Source organism: Bradyrhizobium sp. 155 (genome assembly GCF_023101105.1).
Lineage (GTDB): Bacteria > Pseudomonadota > Alphaproteobacteria > Rhizobiales > Xanthobacteraceae > Bradyrhizobium > Bradyrhizobium canariense_D.
This window is the reverse complement of the sequence record NZ_CP064704.1, coordinates 1,942,566-1,957,387: the sequence shown is the minus strand read 5'-3', so window position 1 is coordinate 1,957,387 and position 14,822 is coordinate 1,942,566. Positions and strand designations below refer to the sequence as shown.

At 64.2% G+C, this 14,822-nt stretch carries 14 protein-coding genes; 5 read left to right on the top strand and 9 right to left on the bottom strand.

What is annotated here, in order from left to right:
• Both IVA93_RS09500 and IVA93_RS09495 read right to left on the bottom strand, forming a co-directional pair.
• Window positions 1-1,662 (bottom strand): hypothetical protein, encoded by a 1,662-nt coding sequence (locus IVA93_RS09500; RefSeq protein WP_247542081.1) that lies wholly within the window; start codon window positions 1,660-1,662, stop codon window positions 1-3.
• Window positions 1,663-1,981: 319 nt separating this feature from the next.
• Window positions 1,982-3,157 carry a GAF domain-containing sensor histidine kinase gene (locus IVA93_RS09495; RefSeq protein ID WP_018454322.1) on the bottom strand — a complete coding sequence of 392 codons (1,176 nt, stop codon included), beginning with the start codon at window positions 3,155-3,157 and terminating at the stop codon, window positions 1,982-1,984.
• 143 nt (window positions 3,158-3,300) lie between these two features.
• Between IVA93_RS09495 and IVA93_RS09490 the strand changes: the two genes are divergently transcribed.
• The gene (locus IVA93_RS09490; protein ID WP_018454321.1) at window positions 3,301-3,798 is read left to right on the top strand and encodes a GNAT family N-acetyltransferase; all 498 of its coding nucleotides are present in this window, start codon (window positions 3,301-3,303) and stop codon (window positions 3,796-3,798) included.
• Window positions 3,799-3,813: 15 nt separating this feature from the next.
• Here the strand turns inward: IVA93_RS09490 and IVA93_RS09485 are convergent, their stop codons facing one another.
• From IVA93_RS09485 to IVA93_RS09465, 5 genes are all read right to left on the bottom strand, one after another.
• The gene (locus IVA93_RS09485) at window positions 3,814-4,299 is read right to left on the bottom strand and encodes a YkgB family protein (RefSeq protein ID WP_018454320.1); all 486 of its coding nucleotides are present in this window, start codon (window positions 4,297-4,299) and stop codon (window positions 3,814-3,816) included.
• Between the two features lie 269 nt (window positions 4,300-4,568).
• Window positions 4,569-4,811, bottom strand: coding sequence for a hypothetical protein (locus IVA93_RS09480; protein WP_018454319.1), 243 nt, complete (start codon window positions 4,809-4,811; stop codon window positions 4,569-4,571).
• A gap of 58 nt (window positions 4,812-4,869) precedes the next feature.
• On the bottom strand, window positions 4,870-5,988 hold the full coding sequence (locus tag IVA93_RS09475; protein ID WP_018454318.1) for a DUF2336 domain-containing protein: 1,119 nt from the start codon (window positions 5,986-5,988) through the stop codon (window positions 4,870-4,872).
• Between the two features lie 326 nt (window positions 5,989-6,314).
• Entirely contained in the window at window positions 6,315-9,938 is a 3,624-nt protein-coding gene (locus IVA93_RS09470) for an AsmA family protein (RefSeq protein ID WP_018454317.1), read from the bottom strand.
• Window positions 9,939-10,077: 139 nt separating this feature from the next.
• Window positions 10,078-11,307: a cytochrome P450 gene (locus IVA93_RS09465; RefSeq protein ID WP_018454316.1), complete on the bottom strand. Its 1,230-nt coding sequence runs from the start codon at window positions 11,305-11,307 to the stop codon at window positions 10,078-10,080.
• A 127-nt stretch (window positions 11,308-11,434) separates the two neighbouring features.
• Here IVA93_RS09465 and IVA93_RS09460 point away from each other — a divergent pair, with 127 nt between their 5' ends.
• The 4 genes from IVA93_RS09460 to IVA93_RS09445 all read left to right on the top strand — a co-directional run bounded on the left by IVA93_RS09460 (window position 11,435) and on the right by IVA93_RS09445 (window position 13,628).
• Window positions 11,435-12,046, top strand: a complete 612-nt coding sequence (locus tag IVA93_RS09460; RefSeq protein WP_018454315.1) for a TetR/AcrR family transcriptional regulator — start codon at window positions 11,435-11,437, stop codon at window positions 12,044-12,046.
• 187 nt (window positions 12,047-12,233) lie between these two features.
• Window positions 12,234-12,770: a hypothetical protein gene (locus IVA93_RS09455; RefSeq protein WP_018454314.1), complete on the top strand. Its 537-nt coding sequence runs from the start codon at window positions 12,234-12,236 to the stop codon at window positions 12,768-12,770.
• A 59-nt stretch (window positions 12,771-12,829) separates the two neighbouring features.
• Window positions 12,830-13,183: a hypothetical protein gene (locus tag IVA93_RS09450; protein WP_026232714.1), complete on the top strand. Its 354-nt coding sequence runs from the start codon at window positions 12,830-12,832 to the stop codon at window positions 13,181-13,183.
• Between the two features lie 22 nt (window positions 13,184-13,205).
• Window positions 13,206-13,628, top strand: coding sequence for a hypothetical protein (locus IVA93_RS09445; protein ID WP_018454312.1), 423 nt, complete (start codon window positions 13,206-13,208; stop codon window positions 13,626-13,628).
• Window positions 13,629-13,704: 76 nt separating this feature from the next.
• On the opposite strand, the gene IVA93_RS09440 is transcribed toward IVA93_RS09445, so the two are convergent.
• Both IVA93_RS09440 and IVA93_RS09435 read right to left on the bottom strand, forming a co-directional pair.
• Entirely contained in the window at window positions 13,705-14,160 is a 456-nt protein-coding gene (locus IVA93_RS09440; RefSeq protein WP_026232713.1) for a hypothetical protein, read from the bottom strand.
• Between the two features lie 114 nt (window positions 14,161-14,274).
• Complete coding sequence (locus IVA93_RS09435) at window positions 14,275-14,763, bottom strand: MarR family winged helix-turn-helix transcriptional regulator (RefSeq protein WP_231190451.1); 489 nt, start codon at window positions 14,761-14,763, stop codon at window positions 14,275-14,277.
• Window positions 14,764-14,822: the final 59 nt, after the last annotated feature.

Sequence of the window (14,822 nt, the reverse complement as noted above, 5' to 3'; positions counted from 1 at the left end):
TCAAGCCGGTTTATGCGCCAGCACCGTTCCAATCCGCTCCTTCTTGAGCGCGAACTGCGCGGCCAATGCGAGGCCGAATGCCAGGCAGAACGTCGTCCCAGCCGCAATGAAGCGCAGCTTATTGGTTTCCCAGATTGCCCCCTCCTGTGCCATCAGCGACAGCAGTTGGGGCAGAAGCAAGAACACATTGGTTGCCGCAAAGCCGAAGCAATTGAACAGCCGCCACGCGACCGTTCGCATCGAATTGTCGATGTCCGGCAGATCGGAGCAGCTCTGCCTGTCGAGATAGTACGAAATATAGACTGTCACGAGCGCCGGCCCGAGGCCCCACCGCAACATCGCAAAGTAAAGGCTGGCAAGGGACATTTCCCGCAAATTGCCCTCGCCAAAGTTATGCACGGCCAACGTCAGACCAGCGGGCCCTACGGCGAGCGCGACCAGGAAGCTCCAGCAATAAGTGGTGAGGTGGGACTGATCTGAATCGCTTCCCAGAGATGACATCGCAAATCGAAGCAAGAGAACGACGACGATTGCCAATCCATAATTGCAAAGCGAATACATGACCCATGCAATCGAGCGATTGGGGTCCTGCGCCCAGACGACGCCTCTGCCTTGCAGCACGTCATAAATCACGGCCGAAATGGTCACGCCCAGATAAACGGAGCAGATCAAGGCAATGATATAGACGATCCAGTACCGTAGCGGATTGTCGTGAATGGGCGCATCGATTTCGATGCCGAATTTGCTGGCCTCATTGCGCAGGTCGATGCGGGAGCCGTTGCGATAGATCAGGTAACACGCGACAAGCCGGGCAAATCGGTTGTAGAGGTCCTTGATCAGTTGCGTGGCCTGGGGCGCAGCAAGGCCCGTCAACGTCCCAGCCTTCCACTGGCTCATCGTCGGCGCCCCCTGCTGGAAGTCTGCCATCAGCTTGTCGAAACCAAAGCTGTCCTCGGTGAAGAAGGTGGCGTCATCTCCGGTGTCGCGTCCCTGCGTCAGCCACCATTTCATGTAACAGATTTCCGCCCACATCCGATCCGGGGGGTTCGGATCCTTGCGGAAGTCCTGATCGACGACATCTGGAGAATTCGCGATGACTTTCGAGAGCACCTCCTGCGGCACACGCAGCGAAAAGCGGATTTGCGCCATGATCTGCTTCGCGAGCTGAGGCACGCTGATCCAGCTCTGGATCACATCGCGCACCATCAGCAGGACGTTCCATTGAGCCTCCTTCGTCAGGAGGAACAGATACACGATCCCCATTGCGGCGACGACGGTCAGGTACGGAGCAGACTGACTTTTCGCAGCCTCTATGAAGGCTACTGGAAATGCAGGAACCAGCGGCGCCAGGGCAATGACGTCGCGGTTCTCATGGATGAGAAGAAGGAAGAAGCCGCATGAGAATACGACAAAGATGAACCCGCCCAATCGATACTGCTGCCGGGTCGTCATGTATCGCGGGAAAGTCGGGACTTCGGCAATGTTGACCGCGCGGCCAAAAGCCTGCCAGGCCAACCGGCCTGCCACCACCAGGCCCAACAACGTGATGGACCAGCGCACCAGCGAAGGAACCAGGTCGGACGCGGCGTCACGGACCTGATCTGCGGAGGCTTGTGTCGATAGTAAAATGGAAATGACAATTCCCAACACGATGCTAGCCATAGCCTGAACTCCCTCTTGAGCGAGATAGTTCGAACGGGCCGCTCTACGCGGAATTAGGCGTACCGTAAATCCGGAGCGACCACGTGTGTGTGAACCAATTCACATCCTCTGGACGTTTTCGTGCAGCTCTCTCTCTGAAGAGGCACAATGCCTTGCCCGCAAGAAAATCGCCGGACCGCATCCGGAAAGAGCCTCGCACAATCAGCGCTATCAGCTGTTCGCCGGTTGCACCGTCGCGCAAAACAGGCGCATGATGGTATTGTCGGAGAATTGGCGCGACGCTTCGTGACGGCAAGCTAGGCCGGCGTAGCACGCCTTCTCAGCCGCGGGCCGGGCTCGCCGGAAACGTCGCGGTGAACACCGTTTCATCTCGCATCGACGACGCGACGATCAACCCGCCATGGGCGCGCGCGATCTCTTGGGCAATGTACAGTCCGAGCCCAAGCCCTTTCTGGTTCGGCAGAACGTCGCCGCGATCGAACGCAGTGAAAAGGCGCGGGATCGCATCAGCCGGAATTGGCGCGCCTTTGTTGGCAACGCTGAGATCAAAGCCAGCGCCGGTCGTCTGCGCCAGCACCCTGATCGGCTTGTCGGCGGCGCCATAGGAAATCGCGTTGCCGAGAAGATTGGACAGCATCTGACCTATGCGGTCGGCGTCGATTCTCACAGGTCCCGGAACGTTGACGACCGTTTCGATGACGCGATCCGGGTGCACGTTCTCGAACTCCGCGACGATTTGCCTGATGACAGGCTCGAGTGGCTGTTCTTTCAACTTGAGCTGCATCCCGGCGCCGAGCCGCGCGCGGGCGAAGTCCATGACATTGTCGATCAGGCCCGCCATCCGGCCCACGCTTCCCTGCAGGAGGTTGATCCAGTTCTTCCCCTCGTCATCGACCTTCTTGTTCAGAAGCCGCAGGCCGCCCTGGATCGAGGCAAGAGGGTTTCGGAGGTCGTGACCGAGCACGGCGATGAACTGCTCGCGCAGTTCCGCATTGCGTTGTTCCAGCGCGAGCCTGTTCTCGATCAGTTCGACGCGCTCGGCCGCGTCGAGATGAGACGCGATCAGCTCGGCAAAAAGCTTGAACATGCCGATGACTTCGGGAGTCCGAAGCTTGCGCGGCTTCGGATCGATCGCACAAAGAGTTCCGAAGAATGAACCGTCGGGCAGAATGATCGGCACGGAGATGTAGCTTTGGAAGCCATATTGTGCAGGCGTGTGATGCTTGCAGTAGCCGGCGTCTTTGCTGACATTCTCGATGACGACCGCCTCGCGGCTCTGCCGGATCTCATGGCAGATCGTGGTCTCGACCTTGAGCTCGTCACCGGGTTTCAGCCCGAACGCAAGTTCGTCACGCGAGGCACATGTGATCCACCTGTCCTCGGTGACGCGGGCAACGGCCGTAAACCCCATGCCGGTGGTCCGGCTGACCACGTCGAGGATGGTCGAGACCGCAGCGATCCCGCTGATCTTGGCTATGTCGCGCTCGAAATCCATTGCCACTCCGCTTGGGAACATTCGCCCCGGGCCGGCCGCCCAACTGAAAGCGCGTCCTTGCAACGGTGAAAAGCACTGCCAGCCAAGTCATTCCGCGTCAATGTTACTCGACGCCCCACCTCGGAAGCGGCTATCTGTTCCCAATGGAACATTTCAGAACGGCGAGGCTCAGCGCCGAAAGGCTTCGTGAAAATCATCTCGCCGACCTCGTCGCGTTGCATCTCGATGCCGAGGTTTCGCGCTATCTCGGCGGCGTCCGTTCGGCGGAGAAGACGAAGACCTATCTCGACGCCAATATGGCGCATTGGGATCAGCATGGCTTCGGTCTGTGGGTGCTGCGAACGAAAGACGGGGCATTCGCCGGGCGAGCGGGCATCAGGCATATCCTCGTGGACGATGTCGACGAGATCGAGATTGCCTACGCGTTCAAGCGCGAATTCTGGGGCCGTGGCCTTGCAAGCGAGACCGCGACCGCACTCACCGATATTGGACTGTTACACCATGAGCTGCCGTCCCTCATTGGCCTGGTCTATGTCGGCAATGGCGCATCGCGCCGAGTTCTGGAGAAGTCCAACTATCTCCTCGAGCGAACCACGTTCCGTCACGGCGAGAACGGCGTCCTCTACCGGATCCGGCGGTGAGAGACGGCCTGACGATCACCCGGTGCGCAGCCGGACAACCGATTGCGGCAGGGAGGCCAGAAACAACACCGCGCAAACGCACAGCAGGACGATGTCCTTGAACAGAAATTCGCCGGTCAGATTCCACGCCATCGGATCGGATGAAAGGCTCCATTTGACCACACCGGGCGTCGTGAAGAAGAACGACCAGGTGATCGCAAAGGTCACCATGCCCATGAATGAACCGAGGACGGACGAAACCGGGCTGAAGCTGCCTGCCGCGAGCAGCGCCGCAATCACGAATTCAGCGACACCGAGGACATAGGCCTCTCCCCTCAGGCCGAACACCGACAGCCAGGAGATGAACGGGCTGTTGCTGATGAACTGCGCGATGCCCTGCGCAGATTGCGGCGTGAATTTCTGCATGCCAAACGATACGAAGATGATCACCATGACCCAGCGCAGAATGGCAAGAGGACGATAGGAACCGCCCCCGACCTCAGCGACGTTGAACTCTTTCATCCGACCATGTCTCCCCGGTTTCACATCCATCAGCTCTGCGAGACTACGCTCGCTGAAGGCTGTACGAAGGGGAGCTTCGGTCGTTACCCGCGTCGGCCGGTTCCGGAGATCACAGCTGCGTGCGATGCGCGTGTTCGCGGGATGGCCGCCCGGTCTGGGGCTGTCGGCGCGTTAATGTGCCGTTGAAGGAGCGACGGCGGTGCCCTGCGCTCGCAATGACGGTGTGGAAACAGCCGCTATCGCGCGGATGGAGCGGACGCCCGCGGAGTCTACCTGAAATACCCGAGCACGAGATCGACATCCGCGCTGCCGGCCGCCGTGCCGTTCAGCTCGGCGTCGATGACGCGGCGGCAAGCCTCGATCGCGGCATGGTCGCCGAGGTCGTTGGCGGCTTCCAGCACGAGCCATGCCGCATCGACCGAGGCCTGGTCCGCTGCTCCGCCGCCGATCTCGCCGGCTGCGGCGTTGTTGAGGTTCTTCTTGCGAACTGCGGTGCCGAATTGAGGCAACATTGAAAATACTCCCTGCCAATTCCCGGATGATGCTCGGTGTACCTGTTCGGTGTACCGCTCAGTGCACCTGCAGCTCGGGCTGACGACCCGTGACGGGATCGGTGCCGGTCTTGCGCGATTGGTAGAACTTCAAGACGCTGCGCGAGGTCTCGATCTTGAGCTTGCCGAAATCGCGCTCGTTGTCGTGGAGCTCGCGCGCCGTGATCAGATGATCCTTGGCGCCGAGGAACAGCAGCGACATGGTGGTGTCCCAGGAGAAGTCGAGCGCCTTGCACAGCACCAGGATCATCTCGCGATTGCGGTCCATCATCGCACGCTCGATCACGTCGACCGGCAGCGACGACAACAGCGACAGGCCGATCTGCACCTCGTCGGACCGGTGCTGGCGAGCATAGTTCGAGATCGAGTCCTGGTTGAGGTTGCCCTGCCGGTACTGCGTCGTCACCACGCGCTTGGCAACGAAATAGCTGCGCGAGGACGGGCCGAACTTGGACTGCAGATCGCCGGTGACGTCGCTTACCGAGCTCTGGATCTGCGCCATCATTTCCGGGCGCTCGTGCTCGAGCCGGCGACGGACGTCCTCCGACGCCTTCGAGATCAGTTGCTGGAAGATGTGACGCGGCACGTCCTTGCGCAGGCCAAGCTGCTCGGCGAGAATCGAGTCACCCTCGGCGCGGCGGACCATGTGGAGCAGACCCGAACCTGAAAAGCGCGCGCCCTCGTTTTTGGCGACCGACGTCACGACCTCCTGGTCGCCGCGCTTGACCAGCACGTCGGTGACGGCCTCGCCGATCGACTTGCGCTGGGCGATCGCGAGCAGATGCGACTGGCTCTTGGTCATGGCGCTCTCGACCAGCAGCTTCTCGTCGATACGATTGGAATCGCGCAGCACGGGACCGGCGACCTCGATTTCGTCGGCGATCGCGAGTTGCGCAATGACATTGAGCGGAGCGTGATCGCAGGCTGCCATCACCTCGGAGAGCTGCACCCGTGCGGCGACCTCGATCTCGTCGGCGAGCCGGCCGATGACTTCGCCGAACGTGCTGATCTCGTCGTCGCTGTAGCGACCGGTGATCAGAATGTCGGTCGCATGCCACAACGCCTTGGTCCGGCTTTCGTCGGTGCCGCGTGCGATTGCGTCGTCCAGATCCTGCAGAAGTGTTGTCGCGCCGTTCATCCCGATGACCCCAGTTCTTGGCTGGCCATCCTGCTTGTGCCGGCAGGACGCCGAGTTCCTCTGGGAACAGAGGCTAGGGAACAAACGCGAGAATCCGGTAAAGTCGGCAGATCAGTTTTGCCGCGGAAAATTCGATAAAAAGCGAGAGAATGAGTTTACCGGTACGTCACGAGGAAGCTGCGCCCCCTCTCCCGCTTGCGGGAGAGGGTTGGGGTGAGGGTGTCTCTCCGGCGTCATGGCCGGGCTTGTCCCGGCCATCCACGTCTCACCGCCTGGGACGGAGAACGTGGATGCCCGGGACAAGCCCGGGCATGACGGACTATCGCCTACGGATTTGACGGCGTCAGCACCAGCGGCGGCTTTGGCTTGGGCTTTGCGGGCGGCGGGCCCGGGGCCGGCCTGACGTCGATCGGCGGAGGCAGCGGCGCGATCTGCGTGCTTGCAAGCGGCGGGCTTGGTGCCGCGGGAGCGGCCTGCGGCGCCTTTGGCGTCGGCGCAACCCTGATATCGGACTTGGGCTTCGGCGGCGGCGCGCGGCGCGGATCGCGGCCGGGCATCGGCACATCCGTGAGCGACGGCTCCGGCGCCGGTTCGGGCGACACCAGCGTCGGCAACGCGGCGGTGGCCGGCGGCGGCTCGCCGCGCTCGATGGCGTCCAGCCGGCGCGTCTCGCGATCGATCGTGCGTACCGCGAGCCACGACGACAGCGGCCCAAGATCGACGGTGCGATTGAGCCTGTCGGGGGGACCGGCCGCGAACAGCTGGATTTCGGGCGGCGCGCCGGAGAGCCCGGTCATGATCGGCGTCAGGCTGGCACGGATGTCGGCCTGGTCGGCGGGGATGTCGTAACCGCCGGAGACGATGGCACGCGCGTTCTTCGCCTCTAGCGACGTTGCGCCGACGCGCAGGCGCCCGTCCCGGATCGTGAACGGGATCTGCGCCGAGGCCACTGCAATCGGACCCGCCGACAGCGCGGGCTCGACCAGCTGCCGCAGCCGATTGTCGTCGGCAATTTGGCCGCCGTCGCTGGCGCGGATGGCGATTTCGAAGGCGCGTGGATTGAGGCCGGAGATTTCAGCGGATTCGAGCGTCACCGTACCGTTGCCGGCGAGCGCACCGGTGAGCGCCGCGACGCTACGGCCCTGGCTGGTCAGCGCCATCTGCGCCGAGGCTCGTCCCTTCGGCAGCGCGAGGTCGCGGTAGCGCAGCGCCGCCGCGTCGACATTGCCGAGCTCGATGCGCGCGTTGAGCGTCAGACCATTGGCGCCATTGCGCGCATCAAGGCTCGCCGACATCTCGCCGCCGCCGACGCCGCCCTTCATTGCGTCGAGCGCGAGCGACTGACCGTCGCTCCGGACCGTACCGCCGAAGGGGCGCAGCTCGATGCCGCCGGGCAACGTGCCGTGCAACGCCTGGAAGGCGACGCGGCCGCGCCAGCCGCCGAGAAGCCCGGCACTCAGCGGCGCATTGGCATCGTGTCCGGCCGCGCCGATGGCCATCGCGAGCGCGGGCACGAGGTCGAGCGTATCGAGGCCGACTTCGCCGTCGACGGTCTTCTCCTGATCGAGCGTCACCGCCAGATGACCGCGCAAATGCGAGCCGGCCAGGGTGCTCTCGAGATCGTTGAAGGTCAGGCGGTTGCCGGAGAGGCCGACGCGCGAGGACAGATTGACGCTCTGCACCGATTTATCGGCCGGGCTGGTCCCGAACAGCGGCCCCAGATTGGCGTTGCGCACGCGCAAATTTACGCTGCCTTTCGGCTCCGACAATTCGACGTTGCCTTGTGCGTCCGCATCCAGCCCGCCGCCGCTAAGCTTGGCATTCAATTGCAGCTGATGGCGCCACGCGCCGCTCAAGCGGCCTTCGAACTGCGAAGCGCCCTCGCCTGCGGCCACCACGCGATCGAGCCCGAGCAACGCCAGCAGTGCACTGGCTTGCGGTGTCGCGACTTTCGAGTCCAGCGTGAAGTCGCTGTTGCGCAAGCGGTCGACGTCGATGCCGTTGACGGCGGCCACCGGCGTCTGCGCAGCCAGCGTCGCGGTGGCCTTGAGCTGCGGCGCGTCGAGTTCGAGGACAGCGCGCGCGTCGTTGCGATCGGCGTGCTCGGCGTTCTTGTCGAGGCTGAGGTCGAGCTTCAGGCGGGTCGCAGCCGGCAGCGACGGGATGGCGTCGAAGCGCGCGCGCACCGATGGCGCAAACGGCTCGAGCAGTGCAGTGAGATCGCGCAGCGAATTGGCGGAGGATTTCAGCGCGAGCTTGCCCGTGGCCTTGGCGCGGTCGAAGCTGCCACTTGCTTCCGTGGTCACGCCACTGGCCTGGCCGAACCGCAACTGCTCCAGCGAGAGCGATGCGGGGCCGTAGCCGAGTTTCGCGGTGAACGGCCGCAGCTCCTGCCCGGCCGAGATCGCGCGGCCGATATCGAGCGACAGCTTCGCTTCCTCCGGCCATTCGCCCTGCGGTCCCGAAAGCGCGCGCACAAAACTTGCGGCCGCATCGAGGTCAAGGCGGTCGGCCTTGAGCTCCGCGTCGATCCGCGAGCCCTTGCTCGCGCCGGTCTGGACGAAAGCGATGCGGCCTTCGACCGCGCCGCCGTCGATCTCGGCCTTCAGCCTGTCGATGGCGAAATGGTTGGCGGCGATGGTCACGTCACCGGCAAGGCGCAGCGGCCGCGTGCTGCGGCGGTTGACCTCGCTGCGGCCCTGGAGCCAGGCCACTAGCGTATCGGGATCGGAGGAATCGACGCTGAGACGGCCGCTGAAGCTGTCGGCGCCGGGCGTCGCGCCGTTGAGCGAGAGCTGCGTCTGTCCCGGCGCGCGCAGCTCGAGCCGCTGGAAGGTCCAGGATCGTCCGTCGGTCGCAAGCTCGGCCGTGATGTTCTGGAGCGGCCGTGCGCCGAGCATGATCTGGTCGGAGTTGAACTCGATCTGTGCCGGGATCGGCGCCTGCGGGATTGCGGCGAGGCCTGCGCGGAGCGCCGGAAGGATGCGCTGCGGCTCGTCCTTGCCGGTCAGCTTGTCGGCATCGACCTGGCGCGCCGACAGCACCGCACGCAGCAGCGGCGAAGCCCCGAACCTGATATCGCCGACGCCGCCGAGCTTCAGCGCGGAGTCTTCGGACCCGAAGCTGGCGTCGACCTGCTCGAACTTGGCGCCGGCCGGATCAGCCTTGAGTTTCGTCGTGAGCTTCCAGGGCATCGGCCCCGCCTCGCCCGGCTTCTTCGGCGCCGGCACGGCGAACGTCAGCGCGCCCTCGAATTTCGGCAGGCGGTTGTCGAAGGCGAGCACGCCTTCGAGATCGGCGAGGATCGCGCGCTCGCCGGGATCGATGTTGAGGTGGAGGCGGGTGGCATTGCCGTCGGCGCTCGGGCCGGAGGAGACGCGGAACGGATAGCGCACGCCGCTGAGGGCAAAACTGCCGTCGCCCCGGACCGAGCCGGCCAGCGAGCGCACATCGCCGGAGAAAGCGATGTCGTTGAGCTCCAGTGTCGAATGGCTGGCGGCATCATGCAGGGCGATGCGACCGGTGAGATTCAGCCGCTCGATCGCCAGCGATGCCAGATTGAAGCTCCCGCTCGCGGTGGACGGCAGATCGACCCGCCCGCGCGCGTCGAGGCCGAGATCGACCGCCATGCCATTGACCGAAAGCTCGGTGGCGCGCCATTCGCCGCGCATCAGCGAGCTCAGGCTGAATTCGACATCGAGCTTGTCGGCGCGCAGGCGGCCGAGATCGTTGTTGCCGCCGAAGGTGACCGCGCGCAGCCGCAGCGTCGGCGCCGGCAACAGCCGCGCGTCGAGCTCGCCCGCCACCCGCACCGGCACGCCGATGATCCTGCCGGCCTCTGCTTCGAACTGGGGCCTGAACTGGTTCCAGTCGACGAAGTACGGTCCGATCAGAGCGGCCAGCAGCGCTAAGATAAAGGCAATCGCCAATCCGAGCAGCGTCGTCTGCACGGGTCTCCCCTCGGCCAAACCGGATGCGGGCCTTGCCTGAGCCGCAGGGCCTCAGACGTACCGGAACAGCCCCTTATATAGGGGGAAGTGTGGCGAAGTCACAGCGACTGTTGCGCGCGGAGGTTAACGCCGGCAGCCATCACCAGCTCGCAGGCAGCCGCTTCAGGCCGCGCAGCACGAAGGTCGGCCGCCATTCGGGGTTTTCGACGTCGTCGATGCGCAGGTCGGGCAGCCGACGCAACAGCGTGGCGATGGCGATCTCGGCCTCGAGGCGGGCCAATTGGGCCCCCAGGCAGAAATGGATGCCACCGCCGAACGACAGCGGCCTCACATTCTGGCGGGTGACGTCGAGCCGGTCGGGGCGGTCAGGATAGACCGCCGGGTCGCGGTTGGCCGAGCCCAGCAGGCAGAGCACGGTCTCGCCCTTGGGGATCTTGGCGCCGCCGAGATCGTCGATATCCTCCAGCGCGACCCGCCCGGTCATCTGCACCGAGGAATCGTAGCGCAGAAACTCCTCGATCGCGCCCACCATCAGGTCCGGCCGCGCCTTCAAAAGCGCGAGCTGGTCCGGATTGCGATGCAGCGCCAGCAGGCCGTTGCCGATCAGATTGACCGTGGTCTCGTGGCCGGCGCCGAACAACAGGATGATGTTGGCGGTCAGTTCCTCGTTGGTGAGCTTGTTGCCGTCTTCCTCGGCCTGCACCAGCTGGGTAATGAGATCGTCGCCGGGATTTTTGCGACGAAGCTCGAACAGCTGCTGGAAATACATCTGCGCCATCATGTTGCCGGCGTTGCCCTTGGCGATCTCCTCCGGCGACAGCGGCACGGGATCGAGCAGCCGTCCGCCATCGCGCGAGCTGTTATAGAAAGTCTCGCGATGGTCCTCGGGGATGCCGAGCATGTCGCAGATGATGGTGACAGGCAGGCGGAAGGCGAAGTCTTCGATCAGGTCCATGTGGCCGCGGTCGATCACGGCATCGATGGTCTGGTCGACGATCTCCTGGATGCGTGGCCGCATGTCCTCGACGCGGCGGGCGGTGAAGGCCTTCACGACGAGGCCGCGCAGGCGGGTGTGGTCAGGCGGATCGGCCTGCAGCATCCAGTGGCTCATGCTGCGGAAGACCGGCTCCTCCATGATCTTCTCGCTATAGCGGCGCTTGGAGCGCTCGACGAAATCCTTGCCAAAACGCTTGTCGCGCATCACGAGGCTGACATCGGCATGGCGGCTGGCGACGAACTGGCCGAACGGCGTCACGTGAATCGGGTAGATCGCGCGGAGCCGGTCATAATGCGGATAGGGATCGCGGATGAAGTCCGGCGACAGCGGGTTGAACAGCGGACCGCCGGTGCCCTGCACGTGCTCGTTCATGGTGACCTCATATCGGTTGCCGCATGAATCGCATACGCCGCAGCCCCTCTTGCGCAGCGTAACCATCCCGGAATTATCAACTCGATACATTGTTGTATCGAGTTGCATTTTGCCCTAAACTGCCCCGATGTCAAGGGTGAGAACCAGGCCGACCAGGGACGACACGCGCGACAGGCTGTTCGAGGCGGCGGCGCGCGTGTTCGAGCAGGACGGCATCGGCGGCGCCAGCATCGAGGCGATCGCGGCGGCGGCCGGATTTAGCCGCGGCGCGTTCTATTCCAACTTCAAGAGCAAGGACGAGCTGATTATCGCCATGCTCGAGGAGCATGTCGCGCAGTCGATCCGGCGCAACATGGACATCCTCGCGCAGCACGACAATCTCGACGACTTCATCGCGGCGCTGAAGGCGATGGATCGCACAAGGCAGGATCCGCTCGGCCGCTCGCCGCTGCTCCACATGGAGATGATCCTGTTTGTCGCCCGCGCCGAGAAGCGCCGACCGGAGCTTGCAAAGCGCCTGCGCGCGCGGCGCAAGCTGGTCGCCGACATCATCGAGGCAACGCTGAAGAGCAACGCGAAGGGCGACACGCTCAATCCCCCCTGGATGGCCTCCGTCGTGCTGGCATTGGAAGACGGCTTTCGCCTGCACCGCCTGATCGATCCGGAGACGACGCCGGCCGACAGTTTTCTGCGCGCGATCACGGATCTGCGGCGCAGGACGGGATTGTCGTTGAAGTAGCGTTTGTTTTCTTCAGATCGTCGCGCTTCGCTGTTCCCGCTCGGCATCGGCGCGCCGCGCCGCTGGAACCTCGTCGCAATTCTCGCGCGCATTTTCCACATCCTCATACCGATCCAAGGAACGTTTCTGCAGCTTGCCACTTTATCCCGTGCCTGTTTTGGCAATTTGATCATTCGAGGAGACAGCGATGAGGATTCTGAAATTGTCTGCGGCCGCAGCTGCGCTGCTGGCCGGTACCGCGCTCGCCGTGGCGCAGTCGAGTTCGACGGTCGGCACTGGCGGGTCGTCAGCCGGCGGTGGCACCAGCAACTCGACCGTAGGCACGGGCGGTTCATCGGCGGGTTCGGGCAGCGGATCGGGCTCGGCCTCGACGCTTGGCACCGGCGGCTCGTCGGCGGGCGGCGGCACCAGCAGTTCGTCGATCGGCACCGGCGGCTCCGCCGCAGGCTCCGGCAGCGGCTCAGGCTCGGCCTCGACGCTCGGCACCGGTGGTTCGTCGGCGGGTGGCGGCAAGAGTTCGTCCAGCGTCGGCACCGGCGGCTCTGCGGCAGGCTCCGGCTCCAACTCGGCATCGACAGTCGGCACGGGCGGCTCGTCGGCCGGCGGCGGCAAGAGCGGCTCGACCGTGGGAGCGGCCGGCTCCTCCGCGGGACATGCCAGCGACATGGGCATGGAAAAGGGCAAAGGCCACCACAAGGACGAGATGAAGAAGGACAAGGACTGACATCCGGCCGGCGGAGCGGCAGCAATGCCGCTCCTTCGTCCTTCCTGAGGAGGACTGGCATGAACAGACCAATCGTTGCGATCGCAGTTTTGACTTTGATGAGCAGCGCCGCTGCGGGGGAAACCATGCAGAAAACCGGCAAGACCGCGTCCGGCGAGACCTGCCGGGTCACGGTGGAAAAACATCCCGACGGCAGCATTACCGCGCTGGGGTCATCGGGTTCGGGCACCACCGGCTCGACCTCATCGAGCGGCTCGCTGTCGAGCTCTAGCTCGGCCGGCGGATCGTCGGTGCACGTCCAGGCCGGTGGCGGCAACGTGTCGAGTTCGTCCTCGACGGCCGGCGGCCCGGGTTCGACCAGCGCGAGCACCGTCACGGTCAACGGCTGCACCATCTCGACATCGTCGCCCTAGCAAAAGGATTTCACAGATGAGAATGTTGATCGCGACCTCGTCGGTCGCACTTCTGCTCGCCGCCGCCTCGCCGTTGTCGGCGCAAACCAGCATGACCGGCGGCACCGGGGGCTCGGCCGCGGCCGGCGGCACCTCGGCCAGCACGCTCGGCACCGGCGGCACGTCGACGTCGGGCTCCGGACAGACCGGCTCGTCGATTGCAGCGGGCGGCAGCGCCGCGTCTGCCAACGGCAAGGCGCAGTCCGGCACCAGCATGAACAAGGGCAACGGTCCGGTGCTCAATTCCAATGCGCGCGCGCAGGCGCATGAGGGTGGTACGTTCAGCCGCTCCCACACCCGCACGAAAGTCAAGGCGGGCGAGGAGGTCGGGTCGACCACCAAGACCATGTCGCACGTGCCGGGCTCCAAGCCGACCATGTCGACGACATCGACCAACGTGCGCTGAACCATCCTCACGAGACTGCTGCCCGCAACCTGCGGGCAGTTTTTCTTTGTGAGCAGGTTTTTCGTTGGTGAACGGATCAACCGCCGCTCAGCGTGCGGCTGACGCGGGTCACGAGTGCATCCCACTGCCGCTTCTCGGCGGCCGGATAGTTGATCAGCACGCAATGCACGTAGCGGCGGCCAAAGTTGCAGCGGTCGTACCAGATCTTGCCGCCCCGGGTGCTGGAGACCACGAAGAAGCGCGGCGTGATGCGCTTGTAGGTGATGCCGGGCGGCGGATTCTTCCGCGCCAGGAAAGCGGCCGGTGAGCTGCCGTCATTGGGAACGGCCTGCACCGTCAAATCCGCACGGCCGTCGCTGGTCCGGTACTGCATGCCATAGCCGTCGGGCCGGCCGGCTTGCTCGGTGAAGATGGACGAAGGGATATCGACGCTGGTCCCGGTCTCGGGAATGCGATAGCCACTCCAGCTGTCCGCGCGGGCGGCCGCCGGAAAGGCACAGAGCATGACAAGGATGGTGGCGATCTTCTTCATCGTATGGACCGGCTTGTGCTGGTGGGCCGACAACGTGGGGAAACGCCGGACGTTCCTTTCCGCGATGTGAACGCGCGTTGCGCCCAAGCCGGATGATAGTCTCGAGCGCGCCCGCTAGCGAGCGCGTTTGCCCTTGTCCGTGGGCAAGGGGCAATTCGTACAAGCGCTGTCGTCGCACATGCGGCAGATCGTGAAGCGATCCATCTCGGAGGTATCCTGCCGAGCCAACAACTCATGGAGCAGCGTTTCAAGGCGCTTCGTTTCAGCCGGCGACAGTACATCCAGAAGCGACGCGACGGCCGAAATCCGCGAAGTCATCAAATCGTTGCGGGTTGCGGCGCCCTTCGCCGTCAGGTGCAAGGCAACCTCGCGGCCGTCCTGTCCGGGCCGACGTTCGACCAGCCGATCCGACACCAGACGGTCCACCAGCCGGACCGTTCCTGAATGCGACAGGCCAAGGATCCGCCGCAGCTTGTCGTTGGTCATGCCCTGGCCATAGCCGATGACGACCAGTGCCGCAGGGGTCTCGCCACCGCGGCCGATGACCTCGCGCGCGCCCTGCTCGATCCGATCCATGACGGCGAGCGAAAGCGCCCCCAGCAAATTTGCGATTCCAATTTCCATACACCGACAATATGTGCGGAGCGCACAAAAAACAACTT

What these genes read in the sequence shown, in the direction of transcription:
- IVA93_RS09500 (WP_247542081.1), bottom strand. Translation starts at nt 1,662, where the DNA reads ATGGCTAGCATCGTGTTGGGAATTGTCATTTCCATTTTACTATCGACA.
- IVA93_RS09475 (WP_018454318.1), bottom strand. Translation starts at nt 5,988, where the DNA reads ATGAACGGCGCGACAACACTTCTGCAGGATCTGGACGACGCAATCGCA.
- IVA93_RS09455 (WP_018454314.1), top strand. Translation starts at nt 12,234, where the DNA reads ATGAGGATTCTGAAATTGTCTGCGGCCGCAGCTGCGCTGCTGGCCGGT.
- IVA93_RS09485 (WP_018454320.1), bottom strand. Translation starts at nt 4,299, where the DNA reads ATGAAAGAGTTCAACGTCGCTGAGGTCGGGGGCGGTTCCTATCGTCCT.
- IVA93_RS09480 (WP_018454319.1), bottom strand. Translation starts at nt 4,811, where the DNA reads ATGTTGCCTCAATTCGGCACCGCAGTTCGCAAGAAGAACCTCAACAAC.
- IVA93_RS09490 (WP_018454321.1), top strand. Translation starts at nt 3,301, where the DNA reads ATGGAACATTTCAGAACGGCGAGGCTCAGCGCCGAAAGGCTTCGTGAA.
- IVA93_RS09460 (WP_018454315.1), top strand. Translation starts at nt 11,435, where the DNA reads ATGTCAAGGGTGAGAACCAGGCCGACCAGGGACGACACGCGCGACAGG.
- IVA93_RS09445 (WP_018454312.1), top strand. Translation starts at nt 13,206, where the DNA reads ATGTTGATCGCGACCTCGTCGGTCGCACTTCTGCTCGCCGCCGCCTCG.
- IVA93_RS09495 (WP_018454322.1), bottom strand. Translation starts at nt 3,157, where the DNA reads ATGGATTTCGAGCGCGACATAGCCAAGATCAGCGGGATCGCTGCGGTC.
- IVA93_RS09450 (WP_026232714.1), top strand. Translation starts at nt 12,830, where the DNA reads ATGAACAGACCAATCGTTGCGATCGCAGTTTTGACTTTGATGAGCAGC.
- IVA93_RS09465 (WP_018454316.1), bottom strand. Translation starts at nt 11,307, where the DNA reads ATGAACGAGCACGTGCAGGGCACCGGCGGTCCGCTGTTCAACCCGCTG.
- IVA93_RS09440 (WP_026232713.1), bottom strand. Translation starts at nt 14,160, where the DNA reads ATGAAGAAGATCGCCACCATCCTTGTCATGCTCTGTGCCTTTCCGGCG.